Source organism: Caballeronia sp. NK8, assembly GCF_018408855.1.
GTDB lineage: Bacteria > Pseudomonadota > Gammaproteobacteria > Burkholderiales > Burkholderiaceae > Caballeronia.
In genome coordinates, this window is the sequence record NZ_AP024322.1 from 378,381 (window position 1) to 398,751 (window position 20,371).

Annotated in this window: 12 protein-coding genes; 2 read left to right on the forward strand and 10 right to left on the reverse strand. The window is 64.9% G+C overall.

Annotation, left to right across the window (positions count from 1 at the left end; genetic code table 11):
* Positions 1 to 28: 28 nt before the first annotated feature.
* The 4 genes from glcF to NK8_RS01855 all read right to left on the reverse strand — a co-directional run bounded on the left by glcF (position 29) and on the right by NK8_RS01855 (position 5,549).
* Complete coding sequence (gene glcF, locus NK8_RS01840) at positions 29 to 1,255, reverse strand: glycolate oxidase subunit GlcF (RefSeq protein WP_162064886.1); 1,227 nt, start codon at positions 1,253 to 1,255, stop codon at positions 29 to 31.
* Positions 1,256 to 1,263: 8 nt separating this feature from the next.
* Positions 1,264 to 2,352 carry a glycolate oxidase subunit GlcE gene (gene glcE / locus NK8_RS01845; protein WP_213227019.1) on the reverse strand — a complete coding sequence of 363 codons (1,089 nt, stop codon included), beginning with the start codon at positions 2,350 to 2,352 and terminating at the stop codon, positions 1,264 to 1,266.
* 144 nt (positions 2,353 to 2,496) lie between these two features.
* A complete protein-coding gene (locus NK8_RS01850) occupies positions 2,497 to 4,008 on the reverse strand; it encodes an FAD-linked oxidase C-terminal domain-containing protein (protein ID WP_162066741.1) in 1,512 nt (503 codons plus the stop codon).
* A 122-nt stretch (positions 4,009 to 4,130) separates the two neighbouring features.
* Entirely contained in the window at positions 4,131 to 5,549 is a 1,419-nt protein-coding gene (locus tag NK8_RS01855; RefSeq protein ID WP_213227021.1) for an FAD-binding oxidoreductase, read from the reverse strand.
* Positions 5,550 to 5,768: 219 nt separating this feature from the next.
* Between NK8_RS01855 and NK8_RS01860 the strand changes: the two genes are divergently transcribed.
* On the forward strand, positions 5,769 to 6,332 hold the full coding sequence (locus NK8_RS01860) for a cob(I)yrinic acid a,c-diamide adenosyltransferase (protein ID WP_213227023.1): 564 nt from the start codon (positions 5,769 to 5,771) through the stop codon (positions 6,330 to 6,332).
* A gap of 81 nt (positions 6,333 to 6,413) precedes the next feature.
* Here the strand turns inward: NK8_RS01860 and aroG are convergent, their stop codons facing one another.
* The 4 genes from aroG to NK8_RS01880 form a co-directional block, all read right to left on the reverse strand.
* Positions 6,414 to 7,487, reverse strand: a complete 1,074-nt coding sequence (aroG, locus tag NK8_RS01865; protein ID WP_213227025.1) for a 3-deoxy-7-phosphoheptulonate synthase AroG — start codon at positions 7,485 to 7,487, stop codon at positions 6,414 to 6,416.
* A gap of 334 nt (positions 7,488 to 7,821) precedes the next feature.
* Positions 7,822 to 9,288, reverse strand: a complete 1,467-nt coding sequence (gene tldD / locus NK8_RS01870) for a metalloprotease TldD (RefSeq protein ID WP_213227027.1) — start codon at positions 9,286 to 9,288, stop codon at positions 7,822 to 7,824.
* A 135-nt stretch (positions 9,289 to 9,423) separates the two neighbouring features.
* Positions 9,424 to 10,254 carry a carbon-nitrogen hydrolase family protein gene (locus NK8_RS01875; protein WP_213227029.1) on the reverse strand — a complete coding sequence of 277 codons (831 nt, stop codon included), beginning with the start codon at positions 10,252 to 10,254 and terminating at the stop codon, positions 9,424 to 9,426.
* Positions 10,255 to 10,323: 69 nt separating this feature from the next.
* Positions 10,324 to 14,616, reverse strand: a complete 4,293-nt coding sequence (locus NK8_RS01880) for a YhdP family protein (protein ID WP_213227031.1) — start codon at positions 14,614 to 14,616, stop codon at positions 10,324 to 10,326.
* Positions 14,617 to 14,801: 185 nt separating this feature from the next.
* On the opposite strand from NK8_RS01880, the gene glnE reads away from it, so the two are divergent.
* Complete coding sequence (gene glnE / locus NK8_RS01885; protein ID WP_213227034.1) at positions 14,802 to 17,597, forward strand: bifunctional [glutamate--ammonia ligase]-adenylyl-L-tyrosine phosphorylase/[glutamate--ammonia-ligase] adenylyltransferase; 2,796 nt, start codon at positions 14,802 to 14,804, stop codon at positions 17,595 to 17,597.
* Positions 17,598 to 17,605: 8 nt separating this feature from the next.
* Here the strand turns inward: glnE and recN are convergent, their stop codons facing one another.
* Together recN and NK8_RS01895 are read right to left on the reverse strand one after the other, a co-directional pair.
* Positions 17,606 to 19,258 carry a DNA repair protein RecN gene (gene recN / locus NK8_RS01890; protein WP_213227036.1) on the reverse strand — a complete coding sequence of 551 codons (1,653 nt, stop codon included), beginning with the start codon at positions 19,256 to 19,258 and terminating at the stop codon, positions 17,606 to 17,608.
* Positions 19,259 to 19,301: 43 nt separating this feature from the next.
* On the reverse strand, positions 19,302 to 20,198 hold the full coding sequence (locus tag NK8_RS01895; protein ID WP_162064896.1) for an NAD kinase: 897 nt from the start codon (positions 20,196 to 20,198) through the stop codon (positions 19,302 to 19,304).
* Positions 20,199 to 20,371: the final 173 nt, after the last annotated feature.

Below are 20,371 nucleotides of genomic sequence, written 5' to 3' on the forward strand. Positions count from 1 at the left end.
ATCGAGCCACTCATTATACGAAGCGGCGTCAACCGTACAGGAGATGCTCCAGCAGTTGAATCCAGTGCGTGACGGGCGTCGACGTGCCGCTTTGCAGATGCGCGATGCAGCCGACATTCGCCGACACGATCAGCTGCGGCTCCAGCTTCTCCAGCCGGTCGAGCTTCTGGTTGCGCAGCGTGTACGAGAGCTTCGGCTGCAGGACCGAGTACGTGCCGGCCGATCCGCAACACAAGTGACTATCCACGGGCAGGCGCACTTCGAGCCCGAGCGCGGTCAGCAGATGCTCGACGCGTCCGCGAATCTGCTGCCCGTGCTGCAGGGTGCACGGCGGATGGAACGCGACCGTATGCACGCCGCGCCGGCGCGCGAGCGAGACGAGTTCTTCCTCGAACATCGGCAGGATTTCGGCGAGATCGCGCGTCAGTTCGACGATCTTCTGCGCCTTCGACGCATACGCCGGATCGTTGCGCAGCAAGTGCGCGTACTCCTTCACCGTCGCGCCGCAGCCCGATGCGTTCATCACGATAGCCTCGACGCCGCTTTCCACATACGGCCACCAGGCGTCGATGTTGTTGCGCACGTCGTCGAGCGCGTCTTCGTTGTAGCCGAGATGCAGGCGGATCGCGCCGCAGCAGCCCGCGCCCGGCGCCGTGACGATCTCGATGCCGAGCGCATCGAACACGCGCGCGGTCGCCGTGTTGACGTTGGGCATCATCGCGGGTTGCACGCAACCGGCGAGCATCAGCATCTTGCGTTCGTGTTTGTTCGTGGGCGCGACGAGGGGCCGCTCGGGCACGGGAATCTTCGCGCGCAGCTTGCGCGGCAGGATGCCGCGAAACTGCTGACCGAGCTTCATCGCGGGCGTGAAGAGCGTGCTGTTCGGCAGGAAGCTCGCGAGCAGACGCCGTTGCAGCCGATGACGCATCGGCCGCTCGACCTTCTCTTCGACGACCTTGCGCCCGATCTCGACGAGCCGTCCGTACTGCACGCCCGACGGGCAGGTGCTCTCGCAATTGCGGCACGTAAGGCAGCGGTCCAGATGCAGTTGCGTGCTGCGTGAGACCGGAGCGCCTTCGAACATCTGCTTCATCAGATAGATGCGTCCGCGCGGCCCGTCGAGTTCGTCGCCGAGTATCTGGTACGTCGGGCAGGTCGCCGTGCAGAAGCCGCAGTGCACGCACTTGCGCAGGATGGCGTCGGCTTCGTCGCCATCGGCCGTGCCGCGGATGAAATCGGCGAGATTGGTTTGCATCGAGGCGCCTAGAAGTCGGGATACAGACGAGCGCGATTGAAGATGCGCGCCGGATCGAATGCGGCTTTCAATCCACGATGAATCTTCATCAGCGGCGCGGGCAGCGGCGTGAAGACGCCCGCATTGCGATCGTAGGCGGACCCGGCGCGGAAGATCGTCGCGTGGCCGCCCGCCTGCTTCGCGCTGATACGGACGGTCTGCGGATCGGTGTCGGTGATCCACCAGCGCTGCGCGCCGCCCCATTCCATCAGTTGCGCGCCCGGCAGATGCAGCGGCTCCGCGATCGACGGCAACGCGAGCCGCCACAGCGCCGAGCGCGGTTCGATCACGGCGAAGAACGGGTCCGTCTGCTCGCGCATGCCGATCCAGAAACGGTCCGCTTCGACCGCATCGACGACTTCGCCGCCGAGCGTGTTGCGCGCCGTCTTGACGGCGGCTTCCGCGCCCGCGAGACGCAGCGCGAGCGTGCCGTCGCGCCACGCGCTGCCGCAGATCGGCAACGGATGGCCGCCCCATTCGTTGAGCTTGCGCACGCCGTCGGTGGCGTGCATGTCGAATTTCAGCGTGGCTTCGGCGACAGGGCGCGGCAGCACCTTGATCGACAGTTCGATAATCAGTCCGAGCGTGCCGAGCGATCCGGCGAGCAGGCGCGCGACGTCATAACCCGCCACGTTCTTCACCACCTGACCGCCGAAGTGCAGCACTTGCCCGTGCCCGTTCATGACGACCGCGCCGAGCACGAAATCGCGTGGCGCGCCGGTCCAGGCGCGGCGCGGGCCCGCGAGCCCGGCGGCGATGCAGCCGCCCAGCGTCGCGTTGCGCCCGAAGTGCGGCGGCTCGAACGGCAGCATCTGATTGTGCTCGCGCAGCGCCGCTTCGATCTCGGCGAGCGGCGTGCCGCTTCGCGCGGTGATGACGAGTTCCGCCGGATCGTAGGCGACGATGCCGCGATACGCGCGCGTGTCGAGGATCTCTCCCTGGAGCGTCTGGCCGTACCAGTCCTTCGTGCCGCCGCCGCGAATGCGCAGCAGCGCGCCGGTTTCGGTGGCCCGGGCGATCCTCTCCGACCAGCCGGCGACGATGTCGTCCTGTTCCATGGTGTCCCGCTTTATCGTCGAACTCGGAATTCGACTTCTGGTTTCGGCTTTCTTACGGCTGTCCGGTCGATTGTACCGGCCGCTTAACGCCGTAGCACTCGGAGAAACGTGGATAGCGGAACGCGCGCCGCGCCTCGCGGGATTTCAGAAGCGCGGCAATTCGGGGTGCGGCAGCAGCCCGCCCCGGATATGCATCTTGCCGTACTCGGCGCAGCGCGCGCGCGTCGGGATGCCCTTGTCGGGATTGAGCAGCCCCGGCGGATCGAACGCGCGCTTGACGGCGAAGAACGCGTCGCGCTCTTCCGGCGAAAATTGCACGCACATCGAATTGATTTTCTCGATGCCGACGCCGTGCTCGCCCGTCACCGTGCCGCCCAGCTCGACGCAACACTCCAGAATGTCGCAGCCGAAAGCCTCGGCGCGATGCCATTCGTCGAGATCGTTGCCGTTGAAAAGAATCAGCGGGTGCATGTTGCCGTCGCCGGCGTGGAACACGTTGATGCAGCGCAGCGCGTACTTTTTCTCCATCTCTTCGATCCGCTTGAGCAGCGGCCCGATCGCGCGGCGCGGCACGGTGCCGTCCATGCAGTAATAGTCAGGCGAGATGCGGCCAGCCGCCGGGAACGCGTTCTTGCGCCCGGACCAGAATTTCAGGCGCTCGGCTTCGGAACGCGAAATCTGGATGCGCGACGCGCCGTACTCGCGCAATACCGCCGTCATGCGGACGATTTCCTCGGCGACTTCGTCGTGCGTGCCGTCGGATTCGCACAGCAGGATCGCGGCGGCGTCGAGGTCGTAGCCCGCGTTGACGAATTCTTCGACCGCGCGCGTCGCGGGTTTGTCCATCATTTCGAGGCCGGCCGGGATGATGCCCGCCGCGATGATCGCCGCGACCGCGTTGCCGCCTTTCACGACATCGTCGAAGCTCGCCATGATGACTTGCGCCGTCTGCGGCTTCGGAATCAGCTTGACGGTGATCTCGGTGACGATCGCGAACATGCCTTCGCTGCCGATCAGCACTGCGAGCAGATCGAGGCCCGGCGCGTCGGGGCCGAGCGAGCCGAACTCGACGACATCGCCGTCCATCGTCACCGCGCGCACGCGCAGGACGTTGTGCACGGTGAGGCCGTATTTCAGGCAGTGCACGCCGCCGGAGTTCTCGGAGACATTGCCGCCGATGGTGCAGGCGATCTGCGACGACGGATCGGGCGCGTAGTACAAACCATAAGGCGCGGCCGCTTCGGAAATGGCCAGATTGCGCACGCCGGGCTGCACGGTCGCAGTGCGCGCGTAGGGATCGACTTCGACGATCTTGCGAAAACGCGCGAGCGACAACACGATGCCGTGGCGGATCGGCATTGCGCCGCCCGAGAGGCCGGTGCCCGCGCCGCGCGGCACGATCGGAATGGAAAGACGCGCGCAGATCTGCACGACGCGTTGCACCTGCGCCTCGGTTTCCGGCAGCGCGACCGCGAGCGGCAGGCGCCGGTATGCGGCGAGACCGTCGCATTCATACGGCGCGGTGTCTTCCTCGCGAAAGAGCAGGCAATGCGTTGGCAGCACGGCCATCAGCGCCTGCACGACTTCACGCTGTCGCGCGGCGAGCTGATCTTCGCTCAGCGCGGGCGCGTCCTCGTGCGGCAGGTTGGGCGACATCCGCTCGGACTTGAGCTCGTCGGGTGCGTTCACGTCTCCTCCCGTTTTGATCCTTTCGATGCCTGCGCGGTCAGTGCCGCGTGCTTATTCGTGCGTGCATGCGTGCATCTTGCGCGACTTCGTCAGCCTTCGAAAGCGAAGATTTTCCCCGGGTTCATCAGGTTCCTGGGATCGAGCGCCTGTTTGATGGCGCGCATCGTCGCGATGGCGTCCTCGCCGTGCTCCTCGATCATGAAGCCCATCTTGTGCAGCCCGACGCCGTGTTCGCCGGTGCAGGTGCCGCCCATTTTCAGGGCGCGTCCCACGATCAGCTTGTTGATGCGCTCGGCTTCTTTCAGTTCTTCGGGTTTGTTCGGATCGAGCAGCATCGCGACGTGGAAGTTGCCGTCGCCGACATGGCCGACGATCGGGCTCGGCAGATACGAGCCTTGCAAATCCTTTTCCGTTTCCTCGACGCATTCGGCGAGACGCGAAATCGGCACGCAGACGTCGGTGGTGACGGCGCGGCAGCCGGGCTTCAGTTGCAGCATCGCGAAATAGGCCGAGTGGCGGGCGTTCCACAGACGGCTGCGGTCTTCGGGGCGCGTCGCCCATTCGAAGTCCTCTCCCTTGTTCTCCGCGACGATCTCCTGCACGGTCTGCGCCTGTTCCTTGACGCCTGCTTCGGTGCCGTGGAATTCGAAGAACAGCATCGGCGACTCGCGCAGCGTCAGGTTCGAGTGACGGTTGATCGCGCGCACGGCGAGCTTGTCGACGAACTCGACGCGCGCGATCGGCACGCCCATCTGAATGGTCTCGATGACGGCGCGTACGGCATCGCCCATCGACGGGAACGCGCACACGGCGGCGGAAATCGCTTCGGGCTGCGGATAGAGGCGCACGGTGATTTCCGTGATGACGCCGAGCGTGCCTTCCGAGCCGACGAAAAGACGCGTGAGGTCATAGCCCGCCGACGATTTGCGGGCGCGCGTGCCGGTCTTGATGACGCGGCCATCGGCGAGCACGACGGTGAGCGCGAGGACGTTTTCGCGCATCGAACCGTAGCGCACGGCGTTGGTGCCGGAGGCGCGCGTCGCGGACATGCCGCCGATGCTGGCGTCCGCGCCGGGGTCGATCGGGAAGAACAGGCCGGTGTCCTTGAGCGCTTCGTTCAGTTGTTTGCGGGAGATGCCGGGTTGCACCGTGACCGTGAGATCCTCGGCGTTGATCGAGACAACCTGATTCATCTCGGACAGGTCGATGGAGACGCCGCCTTGCACCGCGAGCAGATGGCCTTCGAGCGAGGAGCCGTTGCCGTAGGGGATGATCGGGACGTCGTGCTCGGCGCAGAGTTTGACGATGGTTTGCACTTCGTCCGTGCTGCGCGCGAAGACGACGGCGTCGGGGAGTTGCGGGTCGAACGGGGACTCGTCGCGGCCGTGGTGTTCTCTTACGGCCTGCGCTGTCGAGACGCGGCCGGCGAATTTCTGCTTCAGGGCTTCGAGAAGCGTGGCGGGGAAGGGGCGCTTTTCGAGCGCGTGGTGTTCGGTGGGGTGATTCACGTGCGTGTCTCCGGGCGGTGCGGATTTGTGTTCTTGGCTTGCGCGCTTGGTATGCGCGTTGCGGGTTCGTTCTGCGGTTGGCGCGAAATACCGTACGGTGTTTGTCTCATTTTACGCCGTCGGTGGGAAGGCTGGCGGGGCGGGGTTTTGGGCGCGTTTTCGCCGCGTCGGCGTGCCTATAATGGGCCGGTTTTTTGTGCGCTTTTCAGGGAGTCAGTGATGGGTCACCGCTTGAGCAAGATCGCCACGCGTACCGGCGATGATGGGACCACGGGGCTGGGCGATGGCAGCCGCGTGTCGAAGGACGATGCGCGCATCACCGCGATCGGCGATGTGGATGAGTTGAATTCGTGTATCGGCGTTTTGTTGTGTGAGCCGATGCCTTCGGACGTCAGAGCGGCACTGACGCAGATTCAGAATGATTTGTTTGACCTCGGTGGGGAGTTGTCCATTCCGGGGCATTCGATGATTCAGGAATCGCATCTCGCGCGACTGGATGCCTGGCTGGAAGAGTACAACGCGACGTTGCCGCCGTTGAAGGAGTTTATTTTGCCGGGTGGGTCGAGGGCGGCGGCTCTCGCTCACGTTGCGCGGACGGTTTGTCGGAGAGCGGAGAGAGCGATTGTGACGTTGGGACGTGCAGAGACCAAGGGAATCAATGAGGCGCCGCGGCGGTATGTGAATCGGTTGTCGGATTTGATGTTTGTGTTGTCACGAGTATTGAATCGCGTTGACGGTGGCGTCGACGTTCTATGGGACTCGCCTAGAGGGTCGAATGCTTGACGGATTGCACTTCCTTCTCATGTCAGTGCCATCATGATGTCGGGGTAAGCGGTCGGCGTTTGATCCGACCGCTTACTGATTTTAATTGCCCCCGCCGCGTACTACTCGCCGTTGCTTGACGGCTTCCGCCAATCCCTCAAGCACCTTCACGCTCTCATCCCACCCAATACAAGCATCCGTAACGCTCTGCCCGTAGGTAAGCTCACATCCTTCCTTCAAATCCTGCCGCCCAGCAACAAGATGCGATTCAACCATCACTCCAACAATCCGCTCATCGCCGGCCGCGAGTTGCTTGCCAATATCTTCGCAGACAGGAATCTGATTCTCATGCTTCTTCGAGCTATTAGCATGACTCGCGTCAATCATTAAGCGCGCCGCCAGACCCGCCTTCCCAATATCACTACAAGCAGCATCGACACTCGCCGCATCATAATTAGGCGCCTTACCGCCGCGCAAAATGATGTGGCAATCCTCATTCCCTGCAGTCGAAACAATCGCCGAATGCCCGCCCTTGGTCACGGAGAGGAAATGGTGCGGCTGCGAAGCCGCCTTGATCGCATCGACAGCAATCTTCACATTGCCATCAGTGCCATTCTTGAACCCGACCGGGCACGACAACCCAGACGCCAGCTCGCGGTGAACTTGAGACTCCGTCGTTCGCGCCCCGATCGCTCCCCACGAAATCAGATCGGCGATGTACTGCGGGCTGATCATATCGAGATATTCGGTACCGGCAGGCAACCCGATCTCATTGATCCGCATCAGCAACTCACGCGCGGCCCGCAAGCCATCGTTGATCTTGAAGCTGTTATCCATATGCGGATCATTGATGAGCCCCTTCCAGCCAACTGTCGTGCGCGGCTTCTCGAAATACACCCGCATCACGATCTCGAGTTCACCAGCAAACCGCTTACGTTGCTCGATCAACCTCCCCGCGTACTCCATGGCAGCCTTCGGATCATGAATCGAGCAAGGCCCGATGATCACGATCAACCGGTCATCCATCCCATGAAGAATGCGATGCATCGACTGCCGCGCGTTGTAGATCAGCTCGGAAACCGGCTCGGCGCAAGGGAACTCGCGGATCAGATGCGCGGGCGGGGTCAGCTCTTTCAGCTCACGGATACGAACATCATCGGTATTGTGCGGGGGCATGTCGGTTCTCCAACGGCAACGTTCTAATCAAACTATGAGACGAAAAAAAACCGCCAGACTCGCTGGCGGTTTTTTCGGGAATTCGGTCTTTTCAACCTGTGTACGACTCACCCCTCTCGATCCGCCAGCGGCTTGAGATGCCAAAAGAAATAAAAATAAAACTTGGCGGACATGATGGATCGAAGGCGTGTCGAAAAAAGTTGTGACTGCTTTTATAACCGCAAACGTACGGCGCTGACAACCCCGCCACTACGAAAACGCGGACAATCCGCATCGGATCACGCGGCGACGCCGCAAACAAACGCATCCGATGCGGAAAACCCGCATAAAAAACTCACACCGTCCCGCCGACCGTCATCTTCTCGATGCGCAACGTCGGCTGACCGACGCCCACCGGCACGCTCTGGCCTTCCTTGCCGCACACGCCGACGCCGCTATCCAACGACATATCGTTGCCGATCATCGTCACATACTTGAGCGATTCCGGCCCGCTGCCGATCAGCGTCGCGCCCTTCACCGGATACGTGATCTTGCCGTTCTCGATCATGTACGCCTCGGACGCCGAGAACACGAACTTGCCGTTGGTGATGTCGACCTGACCGCCGCCGAAGTTCACCGCGTACAAGCCGTTCTTCACGGACGCGAGAATCTCCTGCGGGTCCTTGTCGCCGTTGAGCATGTAGGTGTTCGTCATGCGCGGCATCGGCAGCGCGGCGTAGGATTCGCGGCGCGCGTTGCCCGTCACCGGCATCTTCATCAGGCGCGCGTTGAGCGAATCCTGAATGTAGCCCTTGAGAATGCCGTCCTCGATCAGCGTGGTGCACTGCGTCGGATTGCCCTCGTCGTCGATGTTCAGCGACCCGCGCCGGTTCGGCAGCGTGCCGTCGTCGACCACGGTGACGCCCTTGGCCGCCACCTGTTCGCCGATCATCCCCGCGAACGCCGACGATCCCTTGCGGTTGAAATCGCCCTCCAGGCCGTGTCCGACCGCCTCGTGCAGCAGCACGCCCGGCCAGCCCGGCCCGAGCACGACAGTCATGGCGCCAGCCGGAGCCGGGCGCGCTTCGAGATTGACGAGCGCGGCGTGCACGGCATCGTTGACGTACTTTTGCAGGATCGCGTCGGTGAAATAGGCGTAGTCGAAGCGTCCGCCGCCGCCGCCCGTGCCGATCTCGCGCCGGCCGTTCTGCTCGGCGATCACCGTCACGGAGACGCGCACGAGCGGACGCACGTCCGCCGCGAGCGCGCCGTCGCTGCGCGCGACGAGCACGACATCGTATTCGCCGGCCATGCCCGCCATGACTTGCGTGATGCGCGGATCCTTGGCCCGCGCCATTTGCTCGACGCGTTCCAGCAACTTCACCTTGGCCGTGGCGTCGAGGGAATGCAACGGATCGGCGGCGAGATACAGATCGCGCCCCGACACGCCCGTGAGCGTGCTCGCCGGCTTGACCTTGTGCTTGCCGCCGCCTGCCTTGGCGATCGCGCGCGTCGCGATCGCGGCCTGGCGGATCGATTCGGGCGACAGGTCGTCCGAATAGGCGAACGCCGTGCGCTCGCCGGACACGGCGCGCACGCCGACACCCTGATCGATGCTGAAGCTGCCCGATTTGACGATGCCTTCTTCGAGACTCCACGCTTCGCTGCGCGTGGACTGGAAATAGAGGTCCGCGTAATCCACGCGATGCGTGAAGATTTCCGCGAGGGTGCGGGTGATCAGCCCTTCGTCGAGGCCGTAGGGCGTGAGCAAAACGTCCTTCGCCGTTACCAGATTCCGAATGCCGGGTTCGATGATGTTCATGCGGTGCCTATTGCGTGTTCGTGACGAGTCGATGATATTTCAGACGAATTGCAGACTATTCTACGGTCTGATCCAGTCGAATCATGTGCGGGGAGAAACCCGCGTCTTCAAGTCATCATTGGGTTGAGCGCGCGATCACCCGATCACGCGATGTCGATAGGCCGGCAAACTCTGTCGCACGGCCGCGATGCGTTGCAGATCGATGCCGCCCGCCGCCACGCCCATGCCTTCCTCCCTGACGGCGACGATCTCGCCCCACGGATCGATCAGCATGCTGTGGCCCCACGTGCGGCGGCCATTTTCGTGCTTGCCGCCTTGCGCCGCGGCCAGCACATAACACTGATTCTCGACCGCGCGCGCCTTCAGCAAGGTCTCCCAGTGCGCGTTGCCGGTCGTGTAAGTGAACGCGGAAGGCACGACCAACAGCGCGCAATCGCCGAGCTTGCGATACAGCTCGGGGAACCGCAGGTCGTAGCACACCGACAATCCCACGCGCCCGAATGGCGCCTCGAACGTCCGCACTTCGCTGCCGGGGCAGATGGTGCGCGCTTCGTCGAACGATTCCTCGCCTTTTTCGAAATTGAACAGATGAATCTTGTCGTAGCGCGCGACCTGCTTGCCGGCGGGATCGAAGACGAGGGTCGTGTTGAGCACGCGGTCCGGTTCCGTCGATTGCAACGGCAGCGTTCCGCCGATGACCCACACGCGATGCTCGCGCGCCGCGTCGGAGAGAAACTGCTGGATCGGGCCTGCGCCGGGCGTTTCGCGGATCGCGAGCTTGTCGGTGTCCTTGAAGCCCATGTAACAGAAATACTCGGGCAGGAGCACCAGTTGCGCGCCGCCGCGAGCGGCCTCCGCGATCAGGCGTCCGGCGTCGGCCAGATTGCGCTCGAGGTCCGGCGTGCTGACCATCTGGAGCGCGGCGACCTGAAACGGCGCCGCGCTATCGCTTGATCTTTCGCTCATGTCTCTATGCGCCGATTAAAAAATAGGGGACGAAAACGGCGTCGCCGAGGCTCGCGCGAACGTCCGTTTTCAGCGGGCAGCGGACGGAACCACGGCGGCGGCGGGTGTTTCGATCTTACCCTGATCGCCTTTGAGACGCTGGATGACGGGTTTGCTCCACGAACCGGTGATCGAATAGTCGAGCGCGAACGCTTTCTGGATCGATGCCGACAGCGCGATGTCCGCCGCGAGCACGCCGAGACCGAGCAGCGGATTGATGACCGCCGCGCCGATCGCAGCCGCGCCCGCGCCGACGGTCGGAATCACCTTCACGTGCAGATCCTGCGTCTGCTTCGGCATATCGACGAGGCCCTGCATCTGCACGCGCGCGGGCGACGTCACCATCAGGAAGTCGTCCGTGCGGCTGATGCCGTCGACGATCTTCGCGTTGCCCGTGATCTTCTCGAACGGCAGACCCTTGCCGACGACATCCTCGAAATGCAGCGTCAGCAGGTTCGCGAGGCTGCGCAGGCTGAAGATGCCGATCCACTTCGCCGCGCCCGGCGCGCGCAGAATCTGTCCGTGCCGCAGATCGACCGCGACGTTGCCATCGAGCGTGTTCAGATCGAGCGTGGTCGGGCCGCCGTTCCAGCCCGCGTGGCCCGAGATCGTGCCGTTGCCCGAATTGACGACATGCGGCGCGCCGAACCGGTCGATCAACTGGCCGCCGTTCTTCACGTCGAGCTTGAAATCGATCGATGTACGGCGTGGGACGCTGTCGTCCGCGTCGTTGCGCGTCGAAGCCGTGATGACGCCGCCCGGCAGCGTGCGCCAGGTCGCGTTCGCGGTCAGGGTGGCGTCGGGATTCGCGAGTTCGAGCTTGTCGAGCGTCCAGATGGGCTCGTCGGCGATCACCTCGTTGTGCGCGTCGACTTCGAGCCGCCCGAGGCTGCGACCGCGGAACACGAGCTCATTCACGATGAGATCGATCGTCGGCATGTTGCGCGGCGGCTTGCGGATTGCCTTGTCGACGGAATCGCCTCCGGTCTTCTCCGGAATCACGAGCTTGGCAAAGCGCGCCTGCAATGCGCCCGGGCTGTCCTTCGTCGCGCCCGGCGTCCACGCGACATCGCCCGCTAATTGATCCGACGCGATGTTCGCCTGCCACTTGCGATCAGACTCGCTCGCGTCGATGGCGACGTTCTCCCAGCGCCGGTCGAGCAGCTTGAGCGTCGTGAAGTGGATGGCGGCGCGCGTCGGGATGAACTGCCTGACGTTCTCGCTCATCGGCGGGCGCGGCGCGTTCGCGGCCGCCGCCGGCTCGGGCGCTGCGCCGGTGATCTCGGCGAAGGTCTTGCGCCATGCATCGGCGTCCAGCTCGTTCAGATCGGCGCTTGCGCTCACGCCTTCGGCCGGCGGGTTCGCGGGCGTGTTCACGCCGATCGCGCCGCGCACGACCTTCAGACGCGCGCGCATGTTCATCGGCTCGGCGGGGTTCTGCGGATCGATCTTCACCTGCGCCTGGCCGATCTGCTGAAACACGTAATGCGCGGCCACCGGCCCGACGCTCAGCCGCGCGTCATGCAGATCGGACGGGCCGCCCGTCGCGGGCTGGAAGGTAAACGAGAACGGCATCGGGGTGCCGCGCGCCTTGCCGAACGGCGCGGGCAGATCGATGCCCAGACCCGTCAGGTCCGAACTCGCCTGCACGTTGGGCAGCGCGTTCCTCACGCCGCGCACGTGCAACTCGTAGGGCGCGGTGCCGTCGATGTGCTTCATGAATGCGGCGACCTGCGGCGTGATGCGCCGGTTGAGCCGCTCGGCGGCATCCGCGCCGATGCGCCCGTCGACGTCGATCGCATAGCTGCCGTCCGGCTGCACGCCGCCTTTCGCGCGCACGTCGCCGCCGAGCAGTTGCGCGGTGAGGCCGTTCAGCGTGACGGTCTTCGCGGCGAAGTCGGCGCGGCCGCGCAGATGCGTGAGCGGCGGCAGCGTGCCGTAGGTGACTTGGTTGTCGGCGAAGGTGAGCGAGCCCTTGTACTCGGGCTTGATCGGCGGCAGCGGCGGTGGCGGACGGAAGCGCGGAATGCCGAGCGTGAGCGCGAGCGAGGCGTCGCCTTTCGCGTCGATCTTGCGCGTCGCGTGCTTCGCCATCAGGCCGAGCGAACTGTCGTCGACGTATTGCAGCATGTCGGCGAGCGGGCCGCGCGCGCGGCCGTCGATCCACAGCTTGGTCTCGCGATTGCCCGTATCGTCGATCCGCCCGACGACCTTCGAGACTTTCACGCCGCGATAGTGTCCCTTGTCGATGTCGAAGCCGAGCTTGTTCTGCGCGAGCGTGAACACGCCGTCGATGCCCTCGAACGCCGGCCAGAAATTCGGCAGACCGTTGGCCATCTTGCGCGGCGGGAACGGCGTCGGGTCGAACTTGCCGCCCGTGAACGGCGCGTTGATGCGGAAGATGCCCGCGTCCGGAAACTTCGCGTACGGAAAGCGCGTGAGATCGCCGTGTACTTCGAGCGTTCCGTTCTTCGCGACGCCCGCCTGCAACGCGTGGCCGAGATAGACGCGCACGCGCTCGTTCAGGCTCGTCGGCAGATAGCGCACGAGACTCGTCACCTTCAGATGCGCGACCTTCGCCTTCAGGTCGAGGTTGCCGCGCCCGTGGCCCTGGTTCCAGTACGAGGCGGTGACTTCGCCTTCGGCGTCCGCGTTCTTCACGCGCAGCGTGTCCAGATGGATCGTGAACGCGCGGCGCAATTCGCCCGGTGCGATTGTCTCGGCGACGGTCCAGCGCGCGTTGCCATGCAAGGAATCGAAGGTGAGGCGCGGATCGTCGAACGCGCCGGGAATGATGACCGCGGCGTTCTTCGTGTCGATCGTGATCCTGCCTTCCTTCTCGTTGGCGTCGACGCTGCCCCACAGATTCTCGACGCCCGGAATGCCCGCGCGCGGATGGTTGTTGATCGTGAGTCCGGGCGGCGGCTCCTGCGCCTGCACGCTCAGGCCTTCGAGCTCGCCCTTGAACGCGTAATGCAGCAGCGCCGCGTCGCCTTTCTGGCGCTGCTGATGCGCTTCGTCCTCGGTCTTCGGCGCGGCGCGTTCGGTGTAGATCGTGTAATGCGAAACCTGGCCGCGCGGATTGAAGCGCAGCAGTTCGTTGAGGATCTTCGAGGGCACCGGCAGCGCGCGCACGAATTCGGCGAGGATGCCGATATCGACGGTATCGCCCGTCAGCCGCAGCAATTGGCCCTTGCCGACGCTCGGCGGACGAAACGTCGCCGTCAACTCGCGCGAGACCAGAAGGCGCGCGACGGGCGTGCCGTCCGCGAGCGTCGGCTGGCCGAGTTCGGCCTGCAGGTCGCGCAGGTCGAGCGTGTACTCGGTGTCGTTCTTGGCGAGGCTCCAGCCGAAGCGCGTGATCGGCAGATCGAGGCGCGGCTGCGTCGCACGCACGCGCAACGCGATGTTCGCGCCGGTCAGCGCGCCGCTCGCGTTCTGCAACTGGCCGCCCGCGAAGTTAAGCCAGATTTCGTTGTTGACGCGGCCGCTGTACATCTGAAAAGGCATCTTCACGTAGCGCGCGAGCGTCGGCAGATCGACCGGGCCGGTCGACACATAGAGGCGGCCGCTCCAGTTCGCGGGCGCGCCCATCGCGGAAAACGGCTGGTGACGGAAGTCCGCGCGCAGGTCGAGCGGGCCGTGCAGCACCTCGCCGTCGGCGGGCGCCTTGAGCGCGAGCCGATGACGCGTGCCGTCGTTGATGATCGCCAGATGCAGCCGCTTGAACGCGATCTCGGGCGCGGTGCGTTGCGCATCGCGCCAGCGCAGCGTGCCGTCGCGCAGAAGAATGTGGTCCTGACCGAGCAGCCAGGTCGTGAACGCGTTCGAGCCGGTGCGCTGCGCGGGAATCGGCACGCCCGCGACGGACAGCGTGCCGTCGGCGTTGCGCGCGATGATCACGTCGGGCCCGTCGACGGTCAGGTCCGCGAGCTTGGGCCGCAGATGCAGGAGCGACGCCCACGCGATGCTCGCGCTCGCGTGCGGCACGGCGAGACCGGGCGAGCCATCGGTCGCGTCGATGCGCAGATTGTCGATATCGAGTGTCGGTGAAAGCCCGGACCATCGCGCGGAAATCCTGCCGATATGCAACTGCGCGTGAATCTTCGAAGAGACCAGCTGCTCGATGCGCGGCCGGAACGAATCGACCTGCGGCATGACGAGATAGCGCAGGCCGACGTAAATGCCCGCCACCGCGAAATACGCGATGGCCGCAATGACCAGAATGATTTTGAAGACGCGTGAAAGCACGCGCTCGGCGTTGCCGCTGGGCTTGGCTTGTCCAACTTCGTTCGGGTCGACGGATGGTCTGCTGTCGGACATGCTGCTGCTGTCGGGCGATATGGTAGTTTTGCGTGTTTGACGCTGAAATGTAACACGGGCATGGCGGCCACGGCCGCTGCCTGTGCACGCGTGGATGCTCGCAAAGCCGCGCCCGGCAAGACTCGCGGCGCGGTAGATGAAGCGCGATGTCTTATCAAGCAAGCAATGAGCGAACCCAACCTTTCATGACCGACGCAACCCTTCTCAGTTCCGACTATTCCAACTATGCGGCGCGCGCGTATGCAGCGCGTCCCGAACTGGCGTCGAACGTCGCGCAGTGGGCACGGACGCGCATCACGCGCGAGTGGATCGAAGCGCGGCTCGACGCGCACTGCGCGCCGTGCAGCGAAAACGGCGCGCTCAACGAGGCCGCGCTCAAGACCGCGCTGCGGCGGCTGCGAACGGACGTGTTCTGCACGGTGATGGAGCGCGATCTCGCGGGCGCGGCGGACGTCGCCGAAGTCACCGGCGCAATGACCGACCTCGCCGAAGTCACCGTGCAGCGGGCGCTCGCGGTGCTGTCGGCGGATCTGGAAGCGCTCTTCGGCGAGCCGCGCGGACCGGACGGCGAGCGGCTGACGCTCGGCGTCGTCGGCATGGGAAAGCTGGGCGGGCGGGAGCTGAACGCATCGTCGGACATCGATCTGATCTTCGTCTACGAGGAAGACGGCGAAACCGCGGGCGGCACGCGCTCCGCGCTCGCGACGCAGGAATTCTTCACACGGCTCGGCAAGCGGCTGATCGGCGCGCTCGCGGAAATCACGGAAGACGGTTATGTGTTTCGCGTCGACATGCGGTTGCGGCCGAACGGCGATTCCGGTCCGCTCGTATGCAGCCTCGGCATGCTCGAAGAGTATTTCTACGTGCAGGGCCGCGAATGGGAACGCTACGCGTGGATCAAGGGCCGGCTCGTCTCCGAGACGCAGAGCGATTCCGCGAAGCGCCTCGCGAAGCAGCTCGAAGCGATCGCGACGCCGTTCATCTACCGGCGCTATCTCGACTACGGCGTGATCGCCGCGATCCGTTCGCTGCATCAGCAGATTCGCCAGGAAGCGCGGCGGCGCGCGTCGATGCGTCCCGACAAGGCCGATGACGTCAAGCTCGGACGCGGCGGCATCCGCGAGATCGAGTTCAGCGCGCAGGTGTTTCAGTTGATTCGCGGCGGTCAGGCGGCGGATTTCCGCATTCGTCCGACGCTTGCCGTCCTTGAACGCGCCGCCGCGCACGGCCTGCTCGCGCCCAGCGTGTGCAGCGCGCTCTCCGATGCGTATCTGTTCCTGCGCACGGTGGAACATCGCCTGCAATACCGCAACGACGCGCAGACGCACGCGATGCCCGTCGCCGACGACGAACGCGTGTTGCTCGCGAACTCGCTCGGGTTCGCGGACTACGCCGCGCTGATGGACACGCTCGACGCGCATCGCGAACTCGTCGAGCAGCAGTTCGACGCGATCTTCGCCGACAAGGTCAGCGGGCAGGGCGGCTGCGGCGTCGCGGAGGATTCGGCGGCGACGTGGATCTGGAGCAGCGCGCTCGCCGACGATTCCGCGCAGGAAGAACTCGCCGCGCGTCTCATGGAACTCGGCTTCGCGGACCCCGCGCCCGTGCTCTCGCGTCTGACGGGCGTGTGGAATTCGGCGCGTTATGGCGGCTTGCCGTCGCAGAGCCGCGAGCGCTTCGACATCGTCGCGCAGCGCGCGCTCGAAGCCGTGCAGTCGATCGACGCGGCGCGGCGCGGCGACACCATCGTGCGGCTATTCGATCTGCTCGAAGCTACGGCCAAGCGCGGCGCGTATCTCGCGCTGCTGACGGAATATCCGAAGGCGCTGGAGCGCGTGTTGTCGGTGCTGTCGGGTTCGCGCTGGGCGGCGGGCTATCTCATTCGCCATCCGCAATTGCTCGACGAATTGCTCGACGACGAAGCCATCGCGAGCCCGTTCGACTGGGCCGCATTCAAGCATTCGCTGACCGCGCGGCTCGACGCCGCCGAGGACGCGGAACATCAGATGGATCTGCTGCGTCACGCGCATCAGGCTGAAGTGTTCCGCATTCTCCTGATCGATCTCGCCGGGCATTTGACGGTCGAGCACGTGAGCGACCGCCTGTCCGAACTCGCCGACGCCGTTCTCGACGTGACGGTGCAAACGGTCTGGAAGCAGTTCCCGAAGCGGCATCGGGAGACGCCGCGCTTCTCGGTCATCGCGTACGGCAAGCTCGGCGGGAAGGAACTGGGCTATGCGTCGGACCTCGATCTCATCTTCCTCTACGACGATGCCGACGACGCCGCCTCGGACATCTACGCGATGTTCACGCGCCGCCTCATCACCTGGCTCACGGCGGCAACCGGCGCGGGCACACTGTTCGATGTCGATTTGCGCTTGCGGCCCAACGGCGAATCGGGCCTGCTGGTAACCGACCTCGCATCGTTTCGCCGCTATCAGATTCGCGAGGGCGACGCGGCGAACACCGCGTGGGTCTGGGAGCATCAGGCGCTTTCACGCGCACGCTACAGCGCGGGCGATGCCGAAATCGGCGCGGAGTTCGAGCGGATTCGCGCGGACGTGCTCGTGATGGAGCGCGACGCCGCCGCGCTCGCGCGCGAGATCGTGTCGATGCGCCAGCGGGTCGCCGACGGGCATCCGAATCGCAGCGCCCTGTTCGATCTGAAGCATGATCGCGGCGGCATGGTCGATATCGAGTTCATCGTGCAGTACTGGGTGCTCTTGCACACGCGCGAGCATCGCGAGTTTCTGCGCAACGCGGGCAATATCACGCTGCTCAAGCTCGCAGCGAAGAGCGGATTGATCGCCGAAGACGAAGCCGATGTGATCGGCGCGGCGTACAGGCATTACCGCAAGCTCCAGCACACGCTGCGGCTCGACGGCATGGAAAAGGCGCGCGTCGATCCGGCCGAGGTTCAGGCCGAACGCGACGCGGTGACGGGGTTGTGGGAACGCGTGTTCGAGGTGGCGGCTGACTGAGCCGGAGTTCACGCCGCCAGCATTTCCTTCGCGTGCCTGCGCGTGGTCGCGGTGATCTCCAGCCCGCCCAGCATGCGCGCGACTTCCTCGACACGCTTGCCCTTGTCGAGCGGCGTCACCGTGCTGACGGTGCCGCCGGCGTCGTCGGAGAACTTCGCGACCTGGAAATGCTGATCGCCACGCGCGGCCACTTGCGGCAGGTGCGTGACGCACAGCACCTGACGGTCGCGTCCGAGCTGGTGCAAGAGACGCCCGACCACTTCCGCCACACCGCCGCCGATGCCCGTGTCCACTTCGTCGAAGATGAGCGTGGGCGTCGGGCTCGCGGTGCTCGCGATCACCGCGAGCGCGAGGCTGATGCGCGCGAGTTCGCCGCCTGAAGCGACTTTCGCGAGCGGCCTCAATGCGACCCCCGCGTGACCGGCGACGCGGAATTCGATCTGCTCCAGCCCGTTCGCGCCGCCTTCGGCGAGCGGCACGAGCGCGACCTCGAAGCTGCCGCCCGCCATCGACAGTTCCTGCATGCCTTCGGTGACGGCCTTCGACAGATTTTTCGCCGCCTTCGCGCGCGCTTTCGACAGCACCTTGGCCTGCGCGAGATAGTCGCTCTTCGCCTTGTCGGCGGCGGCGTTGAGCGCGTCGAGATCGGCAGCGGCGTCGAGGTCGGCGAGTTGACGGCGGCGCGCGTCGTGTTCTTCCGGCAGCGTCTCGGGCTGCAGGCGGAACTTGCGCGCCGTCGAGTGCAACTGGTCCATGCGCCTTTCGACTTGCGCGAGGCGGTCGGGATCGAGCTCCAGCCGCTGCGCGTAATGCGACAGCGAGTACGACGCCTCCTGCAACTGGATCTCCGCCGGTTCGAGCGAGGCGAGCACGTCGTTCAGGTCGGGATCGATATCGGCGAGGCCGCGCACCTTCGAGATGATCGCGCCGAGCTGAGAGATCATCGCTTCGTCGGATTCGGAGAGCGCGCCGAGCGCGCCTTGAACGCCGTCGATGAGACTCGCCGAATGCGACAGCCGATGATGCTCCGCGCTCACTTCCTCCCATTCACCGGGCTGCGGCGCGAGCTTGTCGAACTCGCTCAACTGCCACGCGAGACGCTCGCGCTCCAGTTGCAGTTCGCGGTCGCGGCTTTGCGCGGTTTCGACGGCCTGCTGTGCCTCGCGCATGGCGCGCCACGCGCGATTCACCGCGCCGGCGGTATCGATCAATTGCGCGTGGGTGTCGAAGAGTTCGCGCTGCGCGTCGGGCCGCATCAGCAATTGATGCGCGTGCTGACCGTGAATATCGACGAGCATTTCGCCCACTTCGCGCAGTTGCGCGAGCGTCGCGGGCGTGCCGTTGATGAACGCGCGCGAGCGTCCGCCCGAATCGATCACACGGCGCAGCATGACCGAGTCGCTGTCCTGCGACAGCGCGTGCTCGTCCAGCCAGCGCGTGACCTGCGGATGCGTGCCGAATTCCGCGGTGATGTCGGCGCGCGCCTGACCGGTTCGCACGACGCTCGCGTCGCCGCGCGCGCCTAGCGTGAGCGCAAGGGCGTCGATCAGGATCGACTTGCCCGCGCCGGTTTCACCCGAAAAGACCGTGAAGCCTGGATCGAAATCGATATCCAGTGTGGCGACGATGACGAAATCTCGAATGGAAAGATGACGGAGCATGGACGCTTCGGAAAGGGGATTCGGAATTCGGGATGCGGGTGGGTCAGAGCGCCGAAGAATCCTGCGACGGATGCTCGTTCCAGTGCAGCTTCTTGCGCAACGTCGCGTAGGTGCTGTAGCCGACCGGATGCAGCACCGGCACCGTATGCTTCGAGCGCCGCACTTCGATCACGTCGTTCAGTTCGACGGCGGTGAACGACTGCATGTCGAAGTTCACGTTGACGTCGCGCCCGCCGATGATCTGGATGGTCACCTTGGAATCGTCGGGCAGCACGATCGGACGATTCGACAGCGAATGCGGCGCGATCGGCACGAGCACGAAGCCCTGCAACTGCGGATGGAGAATCGGCCCCGCCGAGGACAGCGCGTAGGCGGTCGAGCCGGTGGGCGTCGCGACGATCAGGCCGTCCGAGCGCTGGTTGTACATGAAGTGGCCATCCACCGAGACGCGCAGTTCAGCCATGCCGGAGAAGCCGCTGCGATTCACCACGACGTCGTTGAACGCGAGCGCGTGGTAGATCGGCTTGTCGTCGCGCATGATGCGGGCTTCGAGCAGGCTGCGCTCCTCGCGCTCGAACTGGCCGGCGAGCATCTGCGGCACCAGTTCGCGGACCGCCTTGAGCGGGATGTCGGTGATGAAGCCGAGCCGCCCGTGATTCACGCCGATGAGCGGCGTCTTGTACGGCGCGAGCTGGCGGCCGATGCCGAGCATGGTGCCGTCGCCGCCGAGCACGATCGCGACGTCCGCGCGCGCGCCCATCTCGGCGATGGACAACGCCGGGAACTCCGTCACGCCGACGTCCTTCGCCGTGCCCGCCTCGAACACGACCTCGAAGCCTTGCTGCGCCAGGTGATCGGCGAGCGATCTCAGCGGCGCCTCGATGCCTGGCGTGTTGGTGCGCCCCACGAGGGCGACGGTCTTGAATTGGCCAATTTCCATGCCGGCATTACACCATAGTCAGAGAGCGAAAAGAACCGTGCGCGACCGCGCCCGGGCGCGCTTTCGCCGTACCGCGCAGCGTCGCGCGGGCACGCGCGTTGTTTCTCGCTAGAATGGAGCGGACGTTGAACGTAGCACTCGCGGCGCGGCACGCCGCCCCTCGACTCGTTGAG

Bases quoted from the DNA above. Each gene is read 5' to 3' on its own strand.
- glcF (WP_162064886.1), bottom strand. From the start codon at position 1,255: ATGCAAACCAATCTCGCCGATTTCATCCGCGGCACGGCCGATGGCGAC.
- glcE (WP_213227019.1), bottom strand. From the start codon at position 2,352: ATGGAACAGGACGACATCGTCGCCGGCTGGTCGGAGAGGATCGCCCGG.
- NK8_RS01850 (WP_162066741.1), bottom strand. From the start codon at position 4,008: ATGTCGCCCAACCTGCCGCACGAGGACGCGCCCGCGCTGAGCGAAGAT.
- NK8_RS01860 (WP_213227023.1), top strand. From the start codon at position 5,769: ATGGGTCACCGCTTGAGCAAGATCGCCACGCGTACCGGCGATGATGGG.
- aroG (WP_213227025.1), bottom strand. From the start codon at position 7,487: ATGCCCCCGCACAATACCGATGATGTTCGTATCCGTGAGCTGAAAGAG.
- tldD (WP_213227027.1), bottom strand. From the start codon at position 9,288: ATGAACATCATCGAACCCGGCATTCGGAATCTGGTAACGGCGAAGGAC.
- NK8_RS01875 (WP_213227029.1), bottom strand. From the start codon at position 10,254: ATGAGCGAAAGATCAAGCGATAGCGCGGCGCCGTTTCAGGTCGCCGCG.
- NK8_RS01880 (WP_213227031.1), bottom strand. From the start codon at position 14,616: ATGTCCGACAGCAGACCATCCGTCGACCCGAACGAAGTTGGACAAGCC.
- glnE (WP_213227034.1), top strand. From the start codon at position 14,802: ATGACCGACGCAACCCTTCTCAGTTCCGACTATTCCAACTATGCGGCG.
- recN (WP_213227036.1), bottom strand. From the start codon at position 19,258: ATGCTCCGTCATCTTTCCATTCGAGATTTCGTCATCGTCGCCACACTG.
- NK8_RS01895 (WP_162064896.1), bottom strand. From the start codon at position 20,198: ATGGAAATTGGCCAATTCAAGACCGTCGCCCTCGTGGGGCGCACCAAC.